Origin of the sequence: Streptomyces sp. NBC_00631, assembly GCF_045206895.1 — a bacterium.
GTDB lineage: Bacteria > Actinomycetota > Actinomycetes > Streptomycetales > Streptomycetaceae > Streptomyces.
Genome location: NZ_CP107734.1, coordinates 9078268 through 9098920, shown reverse-complemented (window position 1 = coordinate 9098920; position 20653 = coordinate 9078268). Strand labels below are relative to the sequence as shown.

Genomic DNA, 20653 nt, shown 5'->3' with positions numbered 1-20653 from the left:
AGGTTCAGCCCTTGGTCAGGTCGCGGCGCGAGAAGCGGAAGATGATGAGGGTGACCCCGAGGCATACGACGGTGAGCAGCGAGGCGAGGGTGCTGCCGTAGCCGTAGTCGCCGTAGGAGAACGCGGTGCGGAACATGTAGAGGGTCAGGGGCGTCGTGTCGCTGCCCGGTCCGCCGTTGGTCAGGGCGAGGACCGAGTCGAAGACCTTGAGGGTGCCGTTGATGCTGAACACGACCGAGGACAGCAGAACGGGCGCGGACAACGGCAGGACGATGTGCCGGATCAGCCGCCATCCGGTCGCGCCGTCCATCCGCGCCGACTCGAGGGTCTCGTCGGGGATGTCGAGGAGCCCGGCGAAGATGAGGACGCCGTAGAAGCCCATGGAGCGCCATACGTCCATGACGACCAGGACGATGAAGGAGCCGCCCGCGCCGGCGAACCAGTCGCCGTGGTGGAGGCCGAGCCCTTCGAGAGCGACGTTGGCCAGGCCGTTCTGCGGCGCCACGGCGAAGAGCTTCTGGAACATCAGGGCCACGGCGACCGTCGGAAGGATCACCGGGAAGAACACCAGGGTACGGACGACCGCGGACGACTTGCGCAGGACGAACACGTAGAGCAGTGCGAGCAGGTACCCGCAGAGGACCTGCCCGGCACTGACCACGATCGCGTACTTGAACGTGAACCACAGCGCCGAGTGCGCCTGCGGGTCGTGCCAGAGCTTGTCGAAGTTGCCGAGCCCTCCGAAGGTGAAGCCCTCGATGACGTTGCCCTTGAAGAAGGTGTAGCCGAGGGACCAGCCCATCGGTACCAGCATGACCAGGGTGTACACCAGCAGCGCCGGGCCCAGCAGGACGGCGATGGCACGGCGGTCTCCCAGAACGGAACGCATGTCGGCTCTCTCACGAAGGGGGGTTGGCGCGGATCACGGTGGTGCGGACGGGTCAGCCGTTGTCGAGATCCGCCTGGATCTTCTGCATGAAGTCCTTGGCCGAGAGGGATCCGTTGACGAGCGGCGCGGCGTTCGTCTGGCTGGTCTCTGTCGCCTTGGTGTTGAAGAGCGCCTCGAACCACAGGGTGCTGGTCTTGGTCTTGGTGATGGTGTCCTGGACGGTCTGGGTGAGCGGCGGCAGCGTGCCGGTGTCGCCGCCCGGCTTGAACCCGGAGACCGTGCCCTGGTCCTTCAGCGAGGCGGCGCCGTAGTTCTTGCTGATGCAGGAGAGCCAGTCGCCGACCTCGGCGTTGTAGGACTTCGCGGAGACGGCGACCGGGAGGCCGACGTTGGCCGGGATCTGGTCCGCGCTGCCCTTGCCGCCCGCGACGGTCGGGAACGGCATGAAGCCGACGTTGTCCGCGCCGATCTTGTTCTTGGCCGGGTCGTTGAAGTCGCCGAGCGCCCAGCTGCCCATGTAGTACATGGCGGCCTTGCCGGTCAGGAACTGCTGTGATGCCGTGTCGTAGTCGATCGATCCGACGCCCTTGCCGAAGTAGCCCGCCTTGCCCAGGTCGGCGATGGCCTGTGCGGCCTTCACATAGGCGGGGTCGGTCAGCTTGGCCTTGCCGTCCGCAACCGCCTGCAGGGCGTCCGGGCCGAGTTCGCGGTAGATGTAGCCGCTGATCAGACGGGTGAGGGGCCAGCCTTCCTTGCCGTCCGCGGAGAACGCGGTGACACCGGTGCCCTTGAGCTTGGCCGCCGCCGCGACCAACTGGTCGTACGTGGCCGGGACGGCGATGCCGTGGTCGGCGAAGAGCTTCTTGTTGTACCAGATGCCCTCGATGTTGAACTGGTAGGGCATCACGTTGAACTTGCCATAGAGGTTCTCGACGGTCTTGACGGCGGCCGGCTGGATGTCGTTCCAGACGCCGAGGCCCTTGAGCGTCTTCTCCAGGTCGAGGACCTGCCCGGCCTTGTCCAGCGTCTTGGTGAGCTGCGGGGTCCCTCCCGCCGCGAACTGCACCGGCAGGGCGTTCTGGCCGGCGAGAAGCTGCACCTTCTGGTCGACGTTGCCGATGGGCAACGTCTGGATCTTCAGCGGCAGAGCCTTGTTCTGCGAGGCGCACGAGCCCTTACCCAGGGTCGTGAGCTCCTGCTGCACGATGTGGTTGTCGTCATTGATGGTGAGGGTGAACGCCTTGACGTCGCTGCCCGAGGCGCTTCCGCCGCCGCAGGCGCTGAGCAGCAGACTCACGGTGGCAGCGGTCACCGGCAGGGCGATACGACGGGTTCTGAGGGTCTTGTGCACAGGTGCTCCTCGGCGCGCAGTGCGTTGAAACGCTTCAATGGAGGGATGCCGGGAACCTATGACCCGTTTCTGCGTGTGTCAAGGATCTGTCGGGGATGTTTCCGAACCGCACCTGCGGGGCGACCGGCTGGACTGCCGCGAGCGCGAGGTGACGAACCGCTGATCAGCGCGGCAGGCTGATGCGGGCGATCAGAGCTGCGGACGGGCACAGTTCGGGCGAAGTCCACTGCGGTTCGGCAGCAATCCGAAGAGCGCAGGGAGTGACTGCCCGCCCGATCGCATGGTGCCGCGGAGTGCCGACAGCACGTCGCGGCCCTGCCGGCGGAGCGCTTGGAGCGATGTCAGGGCGCCGGCGCGGACGATCAGCTCGGCGCGCTGGCGCGGACGATCAGCTCGGCGCGCTGGCGCGGACGATCAGCTCGGCGCGCTGGCGCGGACGATCAGCTCGGGCTCCAGCACGACGGTGGCATGACGGTGCTGGCCGCCCGAAGCCACCTCGTCCATCAGCAGCCGGATCGCTTCCTGCCCCATCATCCGGCCCGGCATGTCCACCGCGGTCAGCGGTACCGCCGCAGTGCCGGCCGCGCGGTTGTTCTCGCAGCCGACGACCGCGATCCTGTCGGGCACGCGGATCCCCGCCACGGTGTGCAACTCATGAATGATGGCGTTGGCCAGCTCATCGGTGACGGCGATCAGGCCGTCCGGCAGATCTCCGGGGGTTCGTCGCGCGAGATCCTGCCCGACCACATGTCCGTGGGGCGCGGTCAGGCCGACGCTGTCGATCTCCTCCAGCGTGACACCAGGGCCCGCTTCCTCGACCGCCGCACGCACCCCCCGGCGCCGGTCGCGCACGGGCTGGTAATCGTCGTGCGCGACCACATAGGCCAGTCGCGTGCGCCCCGTGTCGATGAGATGGCGGGCCGCGAGATACCCGACGTGCTCGTTGTTGACCAGCACCGAACAACAGTTGCCCGGTTTCGGAGCGTAGTTGAGGAGCACGACCTGGCGCCCGTGCGAACGGATGCGGGCGATGCCGGCCGAGGAGTCCTCCATCGGGGCCAGCAGCACGCCGGTGACCCGGGACTCGTCGAAGAGGTCCAGGTAGTCGTCCTGAAGCGTCATGTCGCACGCCGTGTTCGCGAGCAGCAGGTTCTGGCCGACCGCGCGAGCGGCGCCCTGCGCGCCGTGCGCCATGTCGATGAACAGGGAGTTCTCGATGTCGGCGAGCACCATGCCGACACTGTTGGTCGATCCCGACACCAGTGACCGGGCGGCGTCATTGCGCACGAAACCCAGTCGGCCGATGGCTTGGCGGACGCGTTGCGCCGTCGCCGGACTCACCTTCGCCGGATGGTTGAGGACGTTGGAGACCGTGCCGACCGAGACGCCCGCGGCGTCGGCGACGTCCTGCATGCTCGGACCGGCATGCCCCTGTGCTCGCGGACGGGCGGTTGCCACAGCGCTCCTCGACTTCCGGTCTCATCGAACCCCGGACCGCACGGCACTCACAGTGACCAAGCTGTCGCGGACAAGTCGCAGAATACATGACGCGCGTTGAAGCGTTCCAATTCTACGAGTCCCATCAGACACCAAGGACGGATAGGGATATCGAATAACAGCAAGTCACAGCGCAGCGCCGACGTCTTCCGGCGCGATCACCGGCCAGTGTCCGCCGGCCGAAACAAGACGGCTTCCAGGGAATGTGTGAGTCTGCTCCGCCAGTCTAATTAAAGCGCATCAATCCAGTGGGACACCGCACGCGGCAGCCCGAGGCGCCGCACCACCCCGCGGCGTCCGCCCAGGTGTGCCATCACTACCGCTCGGTTTCTGCCTGCCGAGTGGTGGGGCGGGCTGCCGGATCGTCGGCCTCAGGACATCGCGACCGCCCCCTACGGTTGCCGCGCAGCACGGACCACGAGCCGCCGCACATCCGTCAGGCCGCGCTCACCGGTACGGTGGCAGGCTTTTGACACCAGATGAGGGGGCGTCATATCTGCCCGCTCCTGTACGGCAGAGGCGTCGCGGTGGGCCGCCTCCGCCGTACGTCGTCGTGAGCGTGCCGGGCGCCGTACGCCGCCCGGTGCGGGGTCGGCCCCCGTGGGCGGAGGCCGCGGTCAGCCCATGTGGACGGGCGCCGTGCCCTCGGTGTGCTCCTGCTTGCCCGCGTTGATGGCCGGGAACGTGACCGCCAGTCCGCCCAGGAACATGGCGCCCGAGGCGATGAAGGCCGTGGTGTAGCCGCGCGTCAGAGCCTCACCCGCCTTCGCGACCAAGGGCAGGTCCTGGGTGGCGAGGCCCCTGAAGAGGGACGAGGCGGCATCGGGCAGCTTGTCGTTCGCGGCCGAGGTGGAGATGGTCGACAGGACCGCGAGCCCGAGTGCCCCGCCGATCTGCTGGGCGGTGTTCAGGAGCGCCGAGGCCACACCGGTGTCCTGGTGGCCGACCCCGCTCACCGCGCCCAGCGTCATCGGGACGAAGCTCAGGCCGAGCCGCCAGGAGTACGAGGGCCGTCGCGAAGAACGCCAGTGTCAGACCGTTCGTCCAGCCGTGCTCGCCGCCGCGTGTGATGCCGTAGACGAGGGCGATCAGACCGCCGGTGCCGGTGATGGCGCCGGGGACGTCCAGACGGCCGGGGTGCCGCTCGGCCTCGACGAGGGACTTCGTGCCGGCGAGGACGGCCAGGCCGTGGGGATGTTGACGAAGAACACCCAGCGCCAGTCGAGGCGTCGGTCAGCGTGCCGCCCAGCAGCAGGCCGACGGTGGCGCCGACGCCCGCCATGGCCGCGTACAAGCCCATGGCGGTGTTGCGTGACTTGCCGGCCGGGAAGGTCGTGGTGATTAGGGCATCAACAGGCCCTCGTTCGGGGCGAGTCCGCCCAGCAGGGAGGCAACGGTGAAGAGGGCGATGCCCATCCGAAAGATGCGCCGCCGGCCGAAGAGGTCACCCGCTTTGCCGCCGAGGAGCATCAGTCCGCCGAAGGCGAGGGCGTAGGAGTTGACGATCCACGCCAGGTTCTCGTTGCTGACACCCAGGTCGGTCTGGATGGCGGGCAGGGCGATGTTGGTGATCGTGGCGTCGAGGATCACCATCAGCTGGGCCGTGGCGATCACGAAGAGCGCCAAGCCCAGACGCCGCCCGCCCGGGGAAGCCCCGGACGCGTCGGTGCCTGACCGGCTGGGGGCCATGGTGGTTCTGTCGGCAGACAAGGGAGTACTCCAAAGGGTGGGCGAGGGGCTCGGAAAGGCAGTTCACCCGGACAGGGAAGAGACGTGGGATGCCGGATCCGCTTCCGGCCGGATGGAATGGGCACACAGGGTGGGCGGCACGGCGTCGAGTGCCGTATGGGGAGGAAGCGTCGCTCGCGGTGGCACGCGGGAGGCGCCCATTCGAGGGGGGGGTGACACCTCTCAGCCGTGGCTGCTCTTGCCGTGCTTCCAGTAGCCGAGGAAGGAGATGTCGGACTTCGGGACGCCCTGTTCCTTCATCAGGTGGCGCCGCAGTCCGGTGGGCAGGTCGCTTTCGCCCGCCACCCAGCAGTAGACGCGCTGGTCCGGGGGGAGCTTCCAGGAGGACGTGACCGCCTTGAGAGCCAGCTGTCCCGGGACGGCGGTGTGGTCGTCGCGGGGAGCCAGTGGACGGTGACGCCGTCGTACCGGGTCGCCGGGTCGGGCGCGCAGGGCGAACGCGGAGGCGGGGCCCTCGTCGCCGTGATCTCCGTCGTCAGCGTGATCGCCCTGATCGCCGTGGTCGCCGTGGTCGCCGTGGAGGACGAACTCGATGTCCATCTCGCATGCGCCAGGGCGGAATGCGCGCACGGTGTAGAGGCGCACCCAGGGGCGGACGGCCGGCCGCATGAGCATGAACTGGGCCAGCCAGCCGTTGTGCGAGGCGGTCGGCATGGCGAGTTCCCGCTGGCCGTCGCGGCGGAAGAACAACCGGCATGGCTGGTCGGCGCCCATGGGGTCGAAGTCCGCCAGGTCGGAGCCCTGGAGGGTGAGGGTGACGAAGCTCGGGCTGGTGCGTTCGGTGCGGGAGACGGTGGCGCGGAGCATCCTGCGCCGGGTCGGTGACTTGTGTCGCACGCCGACGTTCTCCAGCCCTCACGGCCCGCCGGAGCCGACGCGCCCCGGCCGCCCGTCGAATCCGCGCGCTACCTGGAACGCGTCGACGGCATCCTGCCGCTGCTGAAGGCGAACACACACAAGGCTGCCGACCTCCGGCGCGTAACCGACGAGAGCATCTGGGCCATGGAGGAAGCCGGCGTCTTCCGCGCCGTGCAGCCCCGCCAGTGGGGCGGGCTCGAGGTCGACCCGTCCACCTGGGAGGAAGGGCTGGTCCGGATCGCCACGGCGTGTCCGGCCGGCGGCCGGGTCGGCGCGCTCCTGGGCGGCCACGCCTGGTACCTCGGGCTGTTCTCCCAGCAGGCCCAACAGGACATCTGGAGTGAGAACCAGGGTGCCCGTGCGGCCTCGTCCCTCGCTCCCACCGGCAAGGTGGAGCGCGTCGGCGACGGGTTCCGTCTCACGGGGCGGTGGAAGTTCCTCAGCGGCGTCGACCACGCCCAGTGGATCCTCCTGGGCGGCGTCATCCCGGACGAAGGAGAGGGCCCCGAGTTCCGGGTGTTCCTCCTGCCGGCCTCCGACTAGGAGATCGACCAGGACAGCTGGCGGGTCGCGGGGCTCCAGGGGTCCGGCAGCAAGGACGTCACGGTCGATGCCGTCGTCCCCGAGTACCGGACCCTGACCGTCGACGCGCTCTACCACCACACCGAGCCGGGCAAGGCCGTCAACACCGGCCCTGTCCTCGACCTTCCCTGGGTGTCGATGTGGGCCTTCAACATCGCGTCCTGCGCGATCGGTGCCGCAACCGGGGCGCTCGACGCCTTCATCGACGACAACAGGCGCCGCGTGTCGGCCACGACCGGCGCGCCGGCCGCGCAGAACGCGGCCCTCCACACCCGGCTGGCCGAGGCCGTGACCCTGGTCAGGGACGCGCGTGCGCGCATCCCGCGCACCTGGGACCCCATCTACGCCGACGTCGTCGCGGGCGTGCCGATCTCCGCCGAGAGGCGCATTCAGTCCCGGTTCGAGGCCTCCCAGGCTGTCGGGCAGTGCCTCGGCGCGGTCACCAAGGTGTTCGAGATCAGCGGTGGCGCCGTCATGGGCAGCGAAAAGCTGTCCCAGCACTACTTGCGCGACCTGATGGGCATGCGTAACCAGCCCATCGCGATCTATGAGAACCAGGCCGGCCTGTACGCCACCACGCTGTTCGGCGCCCCGGTGGAACTGCCGTTCACCAAGGCGCACATCGGCTGCGTGCTCTGAGGCAGTCCCGGTCTCCGCACGGCGGTCGACCGGAGCCGGCACGGGGTGGGTCACCACCCCGGCAGCATCACAAGGACGTGCTCACCCAGCCCGTCGAGCCCGGCCGGTTGGCCGGGCTCCCTTCGGCCGGAGCACCGCGGAAGTCATCGACAACGTCGCCGTCCCGAGCCACCGGCCGTGCCCGCGCCCCCAACCCTCTTGCCTTCCCGCGCACCACGCGCAAGAGGCCCGATCTCCATCACGCACTCGGTGGGAGTGAAAGCTCGTAAACATGCCGACCTCGAACCAGCGGTACGGCCGCACGCGTTGCCGAAACCTGTCGACTGAGCAGCGCGAAGCAATCGTCGGGCCCACTTCGAGGTGGAAGAGAGCCGCTTCCGGAGGCCCGTGCCGACAGGTTGATCATCGACAGCGTCGACGCAAGCCCGCTCGCCCCAGCGTGTGACGCACGCCATATTCAGTGCGGGAAATAAACGGGACGGTCGGCCCACTTATTTAGGTCAACAAGAAGAGCCAGTCGGCGCGCCTCCGGATGACGCGCCCGTGACTGATCAGGAGGCTGCCGTGATCCAGCCCGTATCGCCGCAGAATTCCGCATGCTCGTCGCCGAACATGTCGAAGCAGAAGACCGCGCGTGTCATGCCACTGTGGGAAGCGGCCAGTACGCAGCGTCCGAGCAGCCCCGCGCGCAATGCCGGAGAGACCCGGTGAGTTGCGTGGCCGCCTGCGGCCTTCGCACCCGCGGTACCCGGCGGACGGCGCTTCTCAGCCGGACCCGGCCGATGGAGGCCCCCGTCCGGCGCAACCTACGGCGCGCGATGGCAGGCCTGGCCGTGACCCTGCTCGTGTACACCGGGCTCCTCGCCACGTCCGTCCGTGAAGAGGGTTCCGTGGTCGAGGCCGGCTGGACATCATCCGCCGCCGAACGTCTCCGCCCCTATGGGACCGTCGCAGCGGAGAGAGCAATGGCGTTCGTCCACGATGTGGCACAGGTACTGACCTGGATTCTCGCCCTCGCCCCGGTGCCCCTGGCCGTGCTGAGCCTGCTCTGGCTGGCCCGGCGGGATCAGCGGGTCTACATGCGGCTTGCCGTCGCGTTGTTGTTGTCCGGTACGGCCGGGCTCGTTGTCTTCGCCGAGGTGCGGGGGGCGCGCGAGGCGTCCCTGTTCGGTGACTACCTGGCGCTGCCCACTGTCCGTGCCGGCTGGTACGTGCTGATGGCGCTGGCGGTGGTCGCCACCACCTCGAAGACCTGGCCGCGGGCGGCCGCACTGCTGATCGCGGTGCTCGCGGCGGTGACGGGGACGTCGACCGGGGGCGACCTGTGGCTCGCACCGCTGCCAAGCGTGGTCGTACCCCTTCTGGCGTGGTGGGCCGCAGGGCACCTCCCGGAGGACAAGGAGAAGCCATCACGCGGGGGCGCGGACGCTTTGCCTACCGGGGAGTCGCGGGGGCGGGTGCTGTCGTTCCGGCCCCGCACCCGGGCGTCTGAGCCGACGGGTACCCCGGGACCCGCCCCGCTGCGAGAAGCGGGCTGACGGCCATGGACGTCGGTGCTCTGGTCGAGGCTGCCGGATGGTGGTCGTACGTCCTCGTGTTCGCCCTGACGGCTGGTGAGACCAGCGCCTTCGTCGGTGTGCTGCTGCCCGGCGAGACCGTCATCCTCCTCGCGTCCGCGATCGCGGGCCGAGGCGACCTCAACCCCGTGCTCCTCGCCACCCTCGTCGTGACCGGTGGGATCACCGGCGACAGCCTCGGCTATGCCCTGGGCCATTGGTACGGGCGACGCCCGAACGCACGTCTGACCCGCTGGGTACGGGACAACAGCCGGATCAGCCGGGCTCATGACTTCCTGACGCGTCATGGCGGGGCGGCGGTCGTCGGGGGCCGGTTCATCGGCTTCGGCGTTGGCGACCACCACGTCCACCTGTCCGTCGCGTTCGGCGAGTGTGGCGTAGAGCCGGTCGAGATCGTCATTGACGGTCACGTCGGCGCGGACCGCGACCGCGGCAGGACCCAGCCGGGCGACCGCGACGTCGAGCTCGGACTGTCGGCGGCCGACGAGGTAGACGGTGGCGCCCTCGGCGACGAAACGCTCGGCGGCGCCGAGCCCCACGCCGGTGGAGCCCCCGGTGACGACCACCGTGCGCCCCTCGAATCGCTTCATCGCGACAAGGCCTGCCTCATTCATGGTCCGGGACCAGTACGATCCGGCCCCGGAGCCCGCCTTCGGCGAGGGCTCGGTGGGCATCCGCGATCTGCTCCAGGGGATAGGTCTTTGCCACCCGCAGGCTGATCAGACCGGCGCCCGCATATGCCGCCAGCTTGGCCAGGCGCGCGGCGTCGGTGTGCCACGCAAGATTGGTCATCCGCACCTGGCGGCGCGCCATGGGCGCGGAGTTGAGCAGCGACACGAACGCACCGCCGTGCCGTACGGCGTCCGCCGCCCCGGCGGCCAGGTTGGCCGCGTCGACCGCCCCGTCCACACCGCCGGGCACCAGCCGGCGCACCGTGGGCACCAGGTCGTCGTCGCGCGAGACGAAAAGCTGCGCGCCGGCCTCCAGGACGAGCTTCTCGTCGGCCGGTCCGGCCTGGGCGATCACGTTCAGCCCCCGCAGCCGCGCAAGCTCGACCGTGAAGAGCCCCACGCCGCCGGCAGCGCCCGACACCAGCAGCCACTGCCCCGGCTCCAGAGCCAGCGCGTCCAGCGCCTGGTCGGCGGTGGTCGCGTTCAGCCCGACCGTGGCCAGCTGCACCAGGTCTGTGCCACTCGGCGCGGGGGCGAGTTCCCAGTCTTCGAGTGCGACGTACTCGGCCTGAGTGCCCAGCGGCCGGTCCAGTCGCTCCTGAGTACCGAGGACGGCGTCCCCGACGGCGAACCTGGTGACACCCTCGCCGAGCGCGGCGACCGTGCCGGCCACATCCGTGCCGAGGCCGAACTGCGGGCGCGCCCCGGTGGCGCCGTACTGAACGTTGAGCCCCGTGCGCACCATGATGTCGGCGAAGTTGACCGTAGCGCCGGCCACCTTGACCAGTACCTCTCCGGGCCCCGGATCGGGCGTCGCCACCTCGACGACCTCAATCGCCTCGGGGCCGCCGGACTCTCGAACTACTGCTGCACGCATCTGTCCTGTCTTCCTCTCCGCGCGTCCCGTGTGGAAGGCGCAGGTCTGACGCTCGTCCACCGGTGAGCCGCGAGGAAGGTCCGCTGTTACCTGGGTCCAGCAGGGCCAGGCAGGGCTGTCGGCGGCGGCGTACCGTCGCTGGGGTGGAGACGACCATCGGTGAGTTCCTGCGCACCCGACGCGAGCGCATCACGCCTGAGCAGGCGGGGCTGCCCCCCAGCCTCACGCGGCGGCGGGTGCCCGGGCTGCGACGCGAGGAGGTCGCCCTGCTCGCCGGTGTCAGCCCGGACTACTACCAACGCCTGGAGCAGGGGCGTACCGCGCAGGTCTCCGACCAGGTGCTCGACGCCGTCGCACAGGCGCTCGCCCTCTCGGACGTGGAGAGCGAGCACCTGCGCAACCTGGCCCGCCCGCGACGAGCCGACACCCAGGCGGGAACCACGCGGCGGGCATCGAGAGCGGTACCCGACGAGCCGCTGGTCCGGCTGCTGGAAGCCATGGGGGACGCGCCCGCAATGCTGCTCGGCGCCCGCCTCGACATCGTGGCGGCCAACGCCGCGGCCGAGGCCGTGTTCGACGTGAGTGGCATGCCGCAGCCCCGCAACGCGGCACGAGAGCTCTTCCTGCACCCTGAAGCCCGCTCCCGGTACGCGAACTGGGAGGCGATGGCCGCGGAGACGGTCGCCCAGCTGCGCCTGCTGACGGGGCGCCGGCCCGACGATGCCAAGCTGGCAGCGCTGGTCGGTGAGCTGGCCATCCGCAGCGAGCCGTTTCGGCAGCTGTGGGCGACCGGCGACGTACGGGAGAAGCGGTTGGGCGTCGCCCGCATCGTGCACCCCGTCGTCGGTGCACTCGAGTTCGACTACCACATGCTGACCGTGCCCGCACGTCCCGATCGCTCACTGCTCACCTACCTGCCCCGGCTCGGCTCACCGACTGCTGAGGCCCTCGGGATGCTGCTGAGCTGGGTTGCCGACCGACCCGACCCGACCGGTCGGGAAGTTCCCGCCGCAGCACCGGAGTCCGACGGAGATGCGAGCTCGGCGACCGCCTGAGCGTCCTTGTAATAGACGTCGATGTGACGGATGCGTCCGTCTGCGAAGCGATAGAGCTCGACGTTGCCGCAGATCGCCCGTTGCCCGGTCTTTCGGGAGTGAACTCGACATCGAAAGTGACGATCACGCCGATCTCGGCATTTCCGGTGTCGTGGAACACCTGGTCAAGCCGTCGGAAAACGTCAAAGTGCTGCCGGAGTGCTAGCCGTCGCGCTCTGTCGATCGGATGAGGAAGTCCGGTGTCTGCCGGACGGCGCGGCGGCCGTACACGTCCTCGATGATGGACTCGAAGTGCCCGAGGTGGCGGAGCACGGGTCAATCCTCACTGTCAGGCGTTGAAGACGGCCTCGGAGCGGTCACGGTTTTCGTGCAGGTCCCAGTACAGGGGGGCGATCTGCTCGGGGGCCGCCGTCGGGAAACCCTCCGGGCCGCCGTCGCCGATCCAGACGTTGATCGCCACGTGCGCGGCATGCACACCGCTGCCGGCCAGTTCCTTGCCCAGGTTGATGACCCAGTTGCGCAGGGCCGCGCCGGCGGCGTTGACGTTGCCGAGCATGGGGACGGGATCCACCGAACCGCCGCCGCTGGTGAACAGCAGGGTGCCGGCGCCCGCCTCGCGCATCGCGGGCAGCACCGAGCGGGCGGCGGCGACGGCACCGTAGAAGATGTACTCGATCTGCGGCTGCAGATTCTCCACGGCGGCCTCCGAGGGGGCGGCCAGGGTGTGGCCGGGCAGCGGGGAGTGTGCGGCCGGCGAGTACTCCAGTACGTCGATGCCGCCGAAGCGGGCCTTGACGGCGTCCAGGGCGGCGGTCAGGGAGGGCCGGTCCAGGACATCGGCGGTGAACGCCTCCCCAGTGATGCCTTCCTGGCCGAGTTGGCCGACCAGCGTCTGAAGCTTCTCCTTGGTGCGGGAGATCAGGGCGATGTCGAAGCCGCGGCTGCCGAAGGTACGGGCGATGGCCAGGCCCATACCAGGGCCGGCACCGACGATGGCAATGGTGGGCACGGTCGTTTCTCTTCCGTTTGAGGGGTGTCAGGAGCAGGAGATGGCGATCTTGCCCGGGGTGCTGGCGCCGAACGCGGCGAACGCCTCGGTGGCCTGCTCCAACGTGTAGGTGGCCGTGACCGGCACACGCAGCGCCCCGGAGGCGACCTGCTCTGCCAGGAAGGTCAGGGCTTTCGGACCGGGGGTGGCCATGATCGTGTGGACGGTGACGTCGTGCCCCTTGACGTCGTCCTGAGTCAGGCCGGTGGCGGAGGCGAGCCGGCCGCCCGGTCGCAGCAGACCCGCCAGCGCCACGCCGTCACCCGCCAGGTGCAGCACCACGTCCACACCCTCCGGAGCGATCGCGCGGACCTGTCCCTTGAGGTCACCGGTGAAGTCGACCACGTGCACCTCCGCGCCGGTCAGCCCGGTGACGAAATCGGTCTGCGCACCGGGGCGGGCGGTCGCGATCACCTTCGCGCCCCGGGCGGCGGCAAGCTGTACCGCCAGCGCACCCACCCCGCCGGCCGCCCCGGAGATCAGCACCGTCTCACCCTCGGCCAGAGCCACCGCGTCCAGGCTCACCACGGCAGTCAACCCGGCCACTGCCAGCGCGCCCGCGTCCCCCACCGTCAGACCCTCCGGGATACGGGCGACGCCGTGTCCGGCGGACACGGTCACGTACTCGGCCAGCGACCCGGCGCCCAGATACGGCTTCAGCACCACACCGAAGACCGCGTCACCGACCCCGAAGCCATCCACACCCTCACCGAGCGCCTCGACGGTGCCCGCGAAGTCCCCTCCGAGCACCAGCGGGAACCGGTGCTCCATAAACGCCTGCGTGTATCCGGCGGCGGCGGCGATGTCGATGCCGTTCAACGAGGCGGCGGCCACCTTCACCAGCAGTTCCCCGGCCTGCGGGCGAGGAGTGTCCACGTCGGTCACGGCCGGGGTCGAGGGGACGGATTCGAGCGCGACAGCACGCATGACAACACCCTTTCCAAAGCAAGTGGGCCAGGCGTCCCACTTTCATGCCCTCACCGTACAACAGAAACGGCCCTCCCGTTCCACTTGGGTAGAGTGGGGGGATGACCTCGCCACCTTCCGACCAGACGCCGGACCTGCAGCCCGGCAAGGGACTGCGCGCCGACGCCGAACGCAACCGCTGCCGCATCCTGGCCGCCGCCCGCCGTCTCTACGCCGCCGAAGGGCTCGGCGTCTCCATGGCCTCCGTCGCCCGCGAGGCAGGCGTCGGCAAAGCCACGCTCGGCCGGCGCTTCGCCACCCGGGAGGAACTCGTCAACGCGGTCTTCGCCGACCGCATGGACGCCTACGCCGACGCCGTCACCAAGGCACTCGCCGACCCCGACCCCTGGCGCGGCTTCACCGGCTACCTCCACGCCGTCTGCGCCATGCAGGCCGCCGACCGCGGCTTCGCCGACGTCCTGGCCATGACCTTCCCCTCCGCCAAGGCGCTGGAAGCCCGCCGCGCCGAGTCGTACAACCGGCTGCTCGAACTCATCACCCGCGCCAAGAACACCGGCCACCTGCGCGAGGACTTCACCTCCCAGGACGTCGTCATCCTGCTCATCGCCAACGCCGGCGTCGTCACCGCCACCGGCGACGCCGCCCCCGACACCTGGCGCCGCCTCGTCGGCCACATGATCCGCTCCTACGCCACGCCCGGCGCACCGATACCCCCACTGCCCGAAGCACCGGCGCCCACCGCCCTCTACCGCGCCATGGTCCGCCTTTCACAAACCCGCCCGGACACCGCCTGAGGCGGCGTCCTTGACGGAGATCCGCCTGGCGGCTGCCCATGGATGCAGGCCGACCGAGACTCGAATCCACCAACGAAGGCTGACCCATGCCGTGCTCATCCCCGGCAATGACGGCTTCGCACATTCGCCCCCACGTGCGAGATCACCTGCATGCAGTCGTTCCCCGGCCTTCCCGCCCCTCGTCCACGTGTGCTACTTCGTCGCCTCCGCGCGGGCCTCGCTCGGGGTGAGGCCGAATCTGGAGCGGAAGAGGCGGGCGAAGTGGGCCTGGCTAGAGAACCCCCATCGGTGCGCGACATCGGCGATCCTGATGTCCCGCGCGCCTGGTCCGGTCAGTTCCTGATGTGCCCTGACCAGGCGCCGCTCCACGATGTGCCGTGCCGGAGTCGCGCCCGTCGATGCGAAGATCCGCCCCAGGTGGCGTACCGAGATGCCCATCACGTCGGCCACCTGCGCGGCCCCGAGACGGGGTTCGTGCAGATGCCGGTCGATGTAGTCCGCGGCCACCATGAGCTGCGACCGGTAGGCGTCGGGTGCCGGCCGCCCTCCCGTGCGCTCCTCGGCGAGTCGCCTCAGCAGGTCGAGCACGGCCTCCTCGCCGTCGGCGGGACCCGGCGGCCCGCCACGCAAAGCGGCCAACCCGCCGAGCAGGGAGCTCAGCGCGCCCACGAGCGCGCCCTCCCGCGCCGTACCCCGTCCGAACAGCATCGGTCCCGGCAACCCGCCTCCCACGCCCGCCTGCCCGAACAGCTCATGCGGCACGTCCACCAGGATCTGGCGCATGGAGGAGGAGAACCCGAAGAGATACGGCCTTCGGGTGTCGTAGACGATCAGCTCGCCCGCGGTGGCCGCGAGGCAGCCGTTCTCGTGCAGGAACACCGCCTCTCCCTTGAGCAGGAGAGTCGCGAACACCGAGTCCTTGGGCGCCGATCTGACCGTCTGCGGGCTGCGCTCGATGGCGTGGGCGTTGCCGACGATGTCGGCGAGGCGCAGACCGCCCAGCTCGATGTTGGTCTGCCTGGCCAGTAGGCCCTGCTCGGAGTAGGAGGTGCAGGACAGCCCCACCAGCGCCCTGTGGTTGTAGTCCTCCCAGTAGTGGATGCGCTCGGCGGGTGCGATGTGTTCGGTGGTGGCCCGGGAGATCACGGAGGGGACGGGCACGTGACCTCCCACGGTCATGCGGTCAGGGTGTGCCTGAGCCTAGGCGACGTGTCATACGGCCAGATAGCCTCCGTCCACGGGCACGACCGCGCCGGTGACGTAGGAGGCCGCCGCCGAGCACAGGAACGCCACCACCGGGGCGACCTCGTGCGGCTGCCCGAGGCGCCCGGCCGGAATGCGGTCCAGCACCCTTGCCGTGGCCTCGGGGTCGTCGAGGACGCCCCTGGCCAGCGGCGTGAGTACGAATCCGGGCGCGACGGCGTTGACCCTGATGCCGTCGGACGCGTACTCGGCGGCCAGTGACTTCGTGAGCTGGGACACGCCGCCCTTGCTCGCGCTGTAGGCGGGCCGGTCTCTGCTGCCGAAGAAGGCGAACATGGAGGAGACATTCACGATGGCGCCGCCGTTTTCGGCCAGGGCAGGGCGGGCGGCCTGGCAGGCGGCCATGGTGGCGGTGAGGTTGATGTCGATGACCCGCTGCCGGCGGGCGAAGTCGTACTCCTCGCGGTCGTGGCTGACGCCCGCACAGTTCACCAGGGCGTCCAGCGGCTGTTCCGCGGACAGCAGGGCGGTCAGCCCGGCGCGGTCCAGCACGTCGTGTTCCACGACGTGGACGCGGGGGTGGTCGGGCAGTTCGGCAGGGTCGGCGGGTGCCAGGCCGAGAGCGGTAACGTCGGCACCCAGGTCGGCCAGGAGGACGGCGGTGGCCGCGCCGATCCCCGAGGTACCACCGGTCACGAACGCCCGCCGCCCCGCGAACTCGCCGCTCACGGACGCTGCTCCCCCGGTCGTACCAGCACTTTGACCTGCTCCTCTCCGCGCAACAGCGCCTCGAATCCGTCCCGTACGACGTGCTCCAGAGAGATGGTGGACGTGACGATCCCCGCCAGGTCCATGCCTTCCTCCGCCACCAGGCGCACCAGCTCGGGATAGGCGTCGCGATATCCCACGCTGGTCGTGATCGTCTGCTCGTTGTTCACCAGGGCGAAGGCGTCCAGACGGACCGTGCCGGTCAGGCCGAGGAACATCACCCGCCCGCCGCGTCGGGTGGCGGCCAGGCAGGCGCGCAGGGTGTCCTCCGAGCCGACCGCCTCGAACGCCACGTCCGCTCCTTCGCCGCCGACCACGTCGGCGAGGTCCGCCCCGGTCTCGGTGGCTCCCAGGCGCAGTGCCAGCTCGCGGCGGACCGAGGACCGGTCGACCGCGACGATGCACCCGGCGCCGTGGCGGGCCGCGAGCTGGGTCACGAGCAGCCCGATCGGGCCCAGGCCGAGGACGGCGACGGTCTCGCCGGGGCGGATCCGGGCCCGCCGCACCGCGTGCAGGGCGACGGCGGCCGGCTCGAACACCGCCGCCTGTTCGAGGGAGACCGACTCGGGCAGCCGGTGCAGCATGTACGCGGGCACCGTGGCGTACTCGGCCAGCCCGCCATGTCCCATGAGCCCGGCGAACCCGAAATGCCGGCAGATGTTGTACTCCCCGGCGAGACACCGTGGGCAGTTGCCGCAGCGGTAGTGCGGCTCCACCGCCACCCGGTCGCCCGGGACGACAGCGGTGACACCGTCGCCCACCTCGGCGACTGTGCCGCAGAACTCGTGCCCCAGGACGATCGGAGCCGCCACGCCGGACTCCGGGTGCGGGTCGCCCACAGGAATGGCGTGTGGCCCATCGGTGTACTCGTGCAGGTCGCTGCCGCAGATCCCGCAGTAGGCGACCTCGATCGTCACCTCGCCAGGGCCGGGTGGTGTCACCTGCACGTCTTCTACGCGGACGTCCAGGGCCCCGTACCAGACGGCCGCCCTCGTGCGGATGTCCGGCGCGACGGTGGTGTCGGTCATGGCGTCTCGACCGGTCGGGGTGCGCCGCAGCTCAGCGGAACAGGGAGTTGACGTAGTCGGCGCCGATCCCGGCCTTCTCGTAGTGCTCGCGGCACATCTTGATGTAGTCGTGTACGTCGAAGAAGCCATCGGGCTCGCCGTTCTCGTCCAGCCAGATGAGCGGGCCCTTGACGATGAAGAACGCCTTCATCGGCTCGGCGCTGTCGTAGGCGACCAGAGTGTGCCCCTCGCCCGGGGCCTCGTAGACGAAGTCACCCGCGGTCGCCGTCCAGGGCCGCTCCAGGTAGCCCCACTTGCCGGAGATCGTGTACGCGAACACCTCGTGCGGGTGGTAGTGCCGGTTGACCAGGCCCGCCTCCTTGGCCCGCAGGATGTCGGCCCAGCTGTTGTCCTTGACGTTGATCCACAGCGGGCGCGAGCTGACGGTCTCGGTGAAGGGCACGTAATAGCGGTCGTCGTCCGTGGCCACCTTGGACAGATAGACCTCGGGGAGGGCGTCGGGGCGGAAGGAGTTCTCGATCGGCCTGAGGTCCTTCCAGAACTCCCGGGTGGGCTTGTCGGGCATGTGAAGCCTCTTTCGTCGCGGACTTCCCGGAGTGAATCCCGCAGGGTCCGGTGACGTCTTTCGCTTGGCAGACCTCAGCGCTTGCAGATTCCGGACATTCGCCGGTGGCGGACACGATCAGGCGGGAAGAGGCGGTTGTCGTCGGGGACAGGCACCCGGGAGGGGTGGACAGGATCGGTCACGGGTGTGAAGCAGGCGGCCGCCATCGCAGCCGTCCTCATCGACAACGCCATCCCCGCCACGGCCGGCAACGACCGGCGGCGGGAGGAAGCGTCAGACTGACTCGGCACTCCGCGGCCGGGCCGGACGCGCTGCCGGTCGCGCGGCTGCACCCGCTGGTACGCGACATCAGCCGCCCGGCATCTGGCCCGGACCTGCTGGCTTTTCGGCACTGGCCGCCCGCCCGCTGAAGGCGGCAGCGGAAGCCGCAGGGGAGACCGGCGCCCCCGAGAACGCGCCGACGTGGTCGGCCTGGTCCATGAGGTCGGGATCGACCTGCAGACCCTTCGGGGCAACGATCCATTGCCACGCCTGGGTGATGTCGGCGCAACTGCCCGGCCGAACCGGACTGCAGAACAGCACGCGCCCCTCGGGATCGGTGAGGAGCATGAACTGCACGGCGTCGGCCGTCCTCCCTTCCTCCCACCGCCGCGCTCCGGCTGGTGGGACGAAGCGCTCCCTGTCCGCACACCAACCCCTTGCGTGGTGCGCGCCACGGTGAGATCGTCGGTGACCGGGCGGAGCTGGCGTTCCAGCGCAGCACCGACGGGCCGGCCGCCCAAGGCCATCGTCGGCACCGTCAGGCGGGTAGTGGCGACCGCCTGCTCGATCTGTACCGCGCTCTCGGGCAGCGCCCGGTAGTACGAGAACGCGCGGCTCAACGCCTGGCGGCCGGTGTATGCGCGGACGAAGGCGTCCCGGAGGGCAGGGCGCACCCCGTCGCCGAGCGTGCCGGTGCGCAGAAACCAGTCGACGTAGGCAGCCTCGTGGCCCTCCAACACCGTCTCGGCAGGGCCGGGCGCGGCGGAATGGAAGCCGAACCACCAGGGCGGCCCGTCGGCGAGGAAGTCCTCGGCGACAGGCAGCCTGCCCAGAAGGGACTCCATGACGACCAGGCGCCGGACCCGACCGGGGCGACGCAGCGCGAGAAGGAACGCCGGTGCGGTACCCGCGTCGATGCCCCCACGGCGGCCGAGGACACGCCGAGCGTGGTGAGAAGCGCCGCGGCGTCCTCGGCCAGGGTGCCCGCGTCGTACCCGGAGGCGGCCCGGCTGCTCGCGCCGATCCCGCGCAGGTCCGGCGCGATGACGCGGTAGCGGTCGGGCAGGTCGGCCATGACGTCCGTCCACAGCTCCCAGGTGTGCGGGAAACCGTGCAGCAGCAGTACAGCCGGGCCGGATGCTGGAAGTACTTGCTGAAGTTGGTGGCGCTGGTGAAGCCCAGTTGCGCCGCGATCCGGGAGGCCGACTGGTCGCCGTGTGCCAGGAGGCGTTTGGCCTCCAGGATCACCCGTCGGTCGATGAACTCCTTCGCTCCACCCATCGGAGCACAAGGACAGGAGTCCCAGGCGACAGCCTCGGGGCTCCACCGCGTCGGCCTCGGTGACCCCGTCCACTGGTTCCACGTGTTTGCCGGCTGGGTATGGCAGCCGCGCCCGCCGTGAAACGCGGCAGACGCGTACCTGCTCAGCCGGTGTGGGCCGCCACGGCATCGATGATCATGGGCCACAGTTCGCGCGGGCGATCGTGGCCCATGCCGGGGATCAGCAGGAGTTCGGCCCCAGGCACCAGGTCCGCGGTGCGTTTCCCGCCGCTGGGGTCGATCAGTGTGTCGTCCAGCCCGTGGATCACCAGCGTGGGCACCCGCAGTTCCCGCAGTTCGTCCGCGCGTGATCCACTGAGGATCATCGCACCGAGCTGTCGGGCGATGCCCGCGGGGTAGTAGGCGCGGTCGTATTGGGCGGCGGCCAACTCGCGCAACACCGCAGTGTCTCCGTATCGCTTGGAGGCCCACACCAGCTCCTTCTCCGCCGCCGCGACGTACCCCTCGCGATCTGCGGGCTTCGGGCTGAGCAGCGCCGCCTGGGCCTCTGGGCTGGGCCGGCCGTATTCACTCTCGCCGGTCGAGGACATCATCGACGTCAAGGTCAGCACCCGCTCCGGGGAGGAGAGGGCCATGGTCTGAGCGATCATTCCGCCCATCGAGGCACCGACCACGTGGGCGCGCGCAACACCCAGCGCGGTGAGCAGGCCAAGGCCGTCGTCGGCCATGTCCAGAAGCCGGTAAGGAACCATCGCGCGGGCGGCGGGAATGTCACCCGAGCTCACGGTGGCGATGAGCTTCCCCATGTCTACGGGGTGACTGTCGAATGTGGTGGACAGACCGCAGTCACGGTTGTCATACCGGATCACGTAACGGCCGCGATCTGCCAGCGCCCGGCAGAAGTCCTCGTGCCAGGCGAGCATCTGCGCCCCGAAGCCCATCACGAGCAGGACAGGAGGGTCCCCGGGGTCACCGAAGCTCTCGTACGCGATGGAGACTTCGGGAGACACATCAACGATCGGCATGCGTGGAG

General features: G+C 69.8%; 21 protein-coding genes and 2 pseudogenes. 5 read left to right on the top strand and 18 right to left on the bottom strand.

Annotated elements, in window-relative coordinates:
• Nucleotides 1-4: 4 nt before the first annotated feature.
• The 6 genes from OHB00_RS41415 to OHB00_RS41390 form a co-directional block, all read right to left on the bottom strand.
• Nucleotides 5-889, bottom strand: coding sequence for a carbohydrate ABC transporter permease (locus tag OHB00_RS41415; RefSeq protein WP_406442822.1), 885 nt, complete (start codon nt 887-889; stop codon nt 5-7).
• Between the two features lie 52 nt (nt 890-941).
• On the bottom strand, nt 942-2240 hold the full coding sequence (locus OHB00_RS41410; protein ID WP_406442820.1) for an ABC transporter substrate-binding protein: 1299 nt from the start codon (nt 2238-2240) through the stop codon (nt 942-944).
• A 414-nt stretch (nt 2241-2654) separates the two neighbouring features.
• On the bottom strand, nt 2655-3653 hold the full coding sequence (locus OHB00_RS41405) for a LacI family DNA-binding transcriptional regulator (RefSeq protein WP_406442818.1): 999 nt from the start codon (nt 3651-3653) through the stop codon (nt 2655-2657).
• A 701-nt stretch (nt 3654-4354) separates the two neighbouring features.
• Entirely contained in the window at nt 4355-4708 is a 354-nt protein-coding gene (locus OHB00_RS41400) for a hypothetical protein (RefSeq protein ID WP_406442817.1), read from the bottom strand.
• 370 nt (nt 4709-5078) lie between these two features.
• On the bottom strand, nt 5079-5447 hold the full coding sequence (locus tag OHB00_RS41395; RefSeq protein WP_406442815.1) for an MFS transporter: 369 nt from the start codon (nt 5445-5447) through the stop codon (nt 5079-5081).
• A 201-nt stretch (nt 5448-5648) separates the two neighbouring features.
• Nucleotides 5649-6323: a siderophore-interacting protein gene (locus OHB00_RS41390; protein WP_406442813.1), complete on the bottom strand. Its 675-nt coding sequence runs from the start codon at nt 6321-6323 to the stop codon at nt 5649-5651.
• Between OHB00_RS41390 and OHB00_RS41385 the strand changes: the two genes are divergently transcribed.
• The 3 genes from OHB00_RS41385 (at nt 6315) to OHB00_RS41375 (ending at nt 9103) form a co-directional block, all read left to right on the top strand.
• Entirely contained in the window at nt 6315-6887 is a 573-nt protein-coding gene (locus tag OHB00_RS41385) for a hypothetical protein (RefSeq protein ID WP_406442812.1), read from the top strand. The two genes, OHB00_RS41390 and OHB00_RS41385, sit on opposite strands and share 9 nt — an antisense overlap.
• A 177-nt stretch (nt 6888-7064) precedes the next feature.
• Complete coding sequence (locus OHB00_RS41380; protein ID WP_406442811.1) at nt 7065-7565, top strand: hypothetical protein; 501 nt, start codon at nt 7065-7067, stop codon at nt 7563-7565.
• Between the two features lie 782 nt (nt 7566-8347).
• Nucleotides 8348-9103 (top strand): hypothetical protein, encoded by a 756-nt coding sequence (locus OHB00_RS41375; RefSeq protein ID WP_406446390.1) that lies wholly within the window; start codon nt 8348-8350, stop codon nt 9101-9103.
• Between the two features lie 404 nt (nt 9104-9507).
• Here OHB00_RS41375 and OHB00_RS41370 read toward each other — a convergent pair.
• A pseudogene (locus OHB00_RS41370) lies at nt 9508-9732 on the bottom strand (SDR family NAD(P)-dependent oxidoreductase); the annotation flags it as partial.
• Between the two features lie 16 nt (nt 9733-9748).
• Nucleotides 9749-10690 (bottom strand): zinc-binding alcohol dehydrogenase family protein, encoded by a 942-nt coding sequence (locus tag OHB00_RS41365; RefSeq protein WP_406442809.1) that lies wholly within the window; start codon nt 10688-10690, stop codon nt 9749-9751.
• A gap of 143 nt (nt 10691-10833) precedes the next feature.
• On the opposite strand from OHB00_RS41365, the gene OHB00_RS41360 reads away from it, so the two are divergent.
• The gene (locus OHB00_RS41360; protein ID WP_406442807.1) at nt 10834-11745 is read left to right on the top strand and encodes a helix-turn-helix transcriptional regulator; all 912 of its coding nucleotides are present in this window, start codon (nt 10834-10836) and stop codon (nt 11743-11745) included.
• Nucleotides 11746-12073: 328 nt separating this feature from the next.
• On the opposite strand, the gene OHB00_RS41355 is transcribed toward OHB00_RS41360, so the two are convergent.
• Both OHB00_RS41355 and OHB00_RS41350 read right to left on the bottom strand, forming a co-directional pair.
• Nucleotides 12074-12754 (bottom strand): SDR family NAD(P)-dependent oxidoreductase, encoded by a 681-nt coding sequence (locus OHB00_RS41355; RefSeq protein WP_406442805.1) that lies wholly within the window; start codon nt 12752-12754, stop codon nt 12074-12076.
• A 27-nt stretch (nt 12755-12781) separates the two neighbouring features.
• Nucleotides 12782-13720 carry an NADP-dependent oxidoreductase gene (locus OHB00_RS41350; protein WP_406442803.1) on the bottom strand — a complete coding sequence of 313 codons (939 nt, stop codon included), beginning with the start codon at nt 13718-13720 and terminating at the stop codon, nt 12782-12784.
• Between the two features lie 101 nt (nt 13721-13821).
• On the opposite strand from OHB00_RS41350, the gene OHB00_RS41345 reads away from it, so the two are divergent.
• Complete coding sequence (locus OHB00_RS41345) at nt 13822-14514, top strand: TetR/AcrR family transcriptional regulator (RefSeq protein WP_406442802.1); 693 nt, start codon at nt 13822-13824, stop codon at nt 14512-14514.
• Nucleotides 14515-14706: 192 nt separating this feature from the next.
• On the opposite strand, the gene OHB00_RS41340 is transcribed toward OHB00_RS41345, so the two are convergent.
• The 8 genes and pseudogenes from OHB00_RS41340 to OHB00_RS41305 all read right to left on the bottom strand — a co-directional run bounded on the left by OHB00_RS41340 (nt 14707) and on the right by OHB00_RS41305 (nt 20645).
• Nucleotides 14707-15693, bottom strand: coding sequence for a helix-turn-helix domain-containing protein (locus OHB00_RS41340; RefSeq protein WP_406442800.1), 987 nt, complete (start codon nt 15691-15693; stop codon nt 14707-14709).
• 33 nt (nt 15694-15726) lie between these two features.
• Nucleotides 15727-16446 carry an SDR family NAD(P)-dependent oxidoreductase gene (locus tag OHB00_RS41335; RefSeq protein ID WP_406442799.1) on the bottom strand — a complete coding sequence of 240 codons (720 nt, stop codon included), beginning with the start codon at nt 16444-16446 and terminating at the stop codon, nt 15727-15729.
• Nucleotides 16443-17513, bottom strand: coding sequence for a 2,3-butanediol dehydrogenase (locus tag OHB00_RS41330; RefSeq protein WP_406442797.1), 1071 nt, complete (start codon nt 17511-17513; stop codon nt 16443-16445). The genes OHB00_RS41335 and OHB00_RS41330 overlap by 4 nt, the downstream gene beginning before the upstream one ends.
• Nucleotides 17514-17544: 31 nt before the next feature.
• On the bottom strand, nt 17545-18078 hold the full coding sequence (locus tag OHB00_RS41325) for a 2,4'-dihydroxyacetophenone dioxygenase family protein (RefSeq protein WP_406442796.1): 534 nt from the start codon (nt 18076-18078) through the stop codon (nt 17545-17547).
• A gap of 348 nt (nt 18079-18426) precedes the next feature.
• Nucleotides 18427-18696, bottom strand: coding sequence for a hypothetical protein (locus OHB00_RS41320; protein WP_406446388.1), 270 nt, complete (start codon nt 18694-18696; stop codon nt 18427-18429).
• Between the two features lie 259 nt (nt 18697-18955).
• On the bottom strand, nt 18956-19414 hold the full coding sequence (locus OHB00_RS41315) for an alpha/beta fold hydrolase (RefSeq protein WP_406442794.1): 459 nt from the start codon (nt 19412-19414) through the stop codon (nt 18956-18958).
• Between the two features lie 68 nt (nt 19415-19482).
• Nucleotides 19483-19614, bottom strand: a pseudogene (locus tag OHB00_RS41310) (helix-turn-helix domain-containing protein); the annotation flags it as partial.
• 149 nt (nt 19615-19763) lie between these two features.
• The gene (locus OHB00_RS41305) at nt 19764-20645 is read right to left on the bottom strand and encodes an alpha/beta fold hydrolase (protein ID WP_406442792.1); all 882 of its coding nucleotides are present in this window, start codon (nt 20643-20645) and stop codon (nt 19764-19766) included.
• Between the last annotated feature and the right edge of the window lie 8 nt (nt 20646-20653).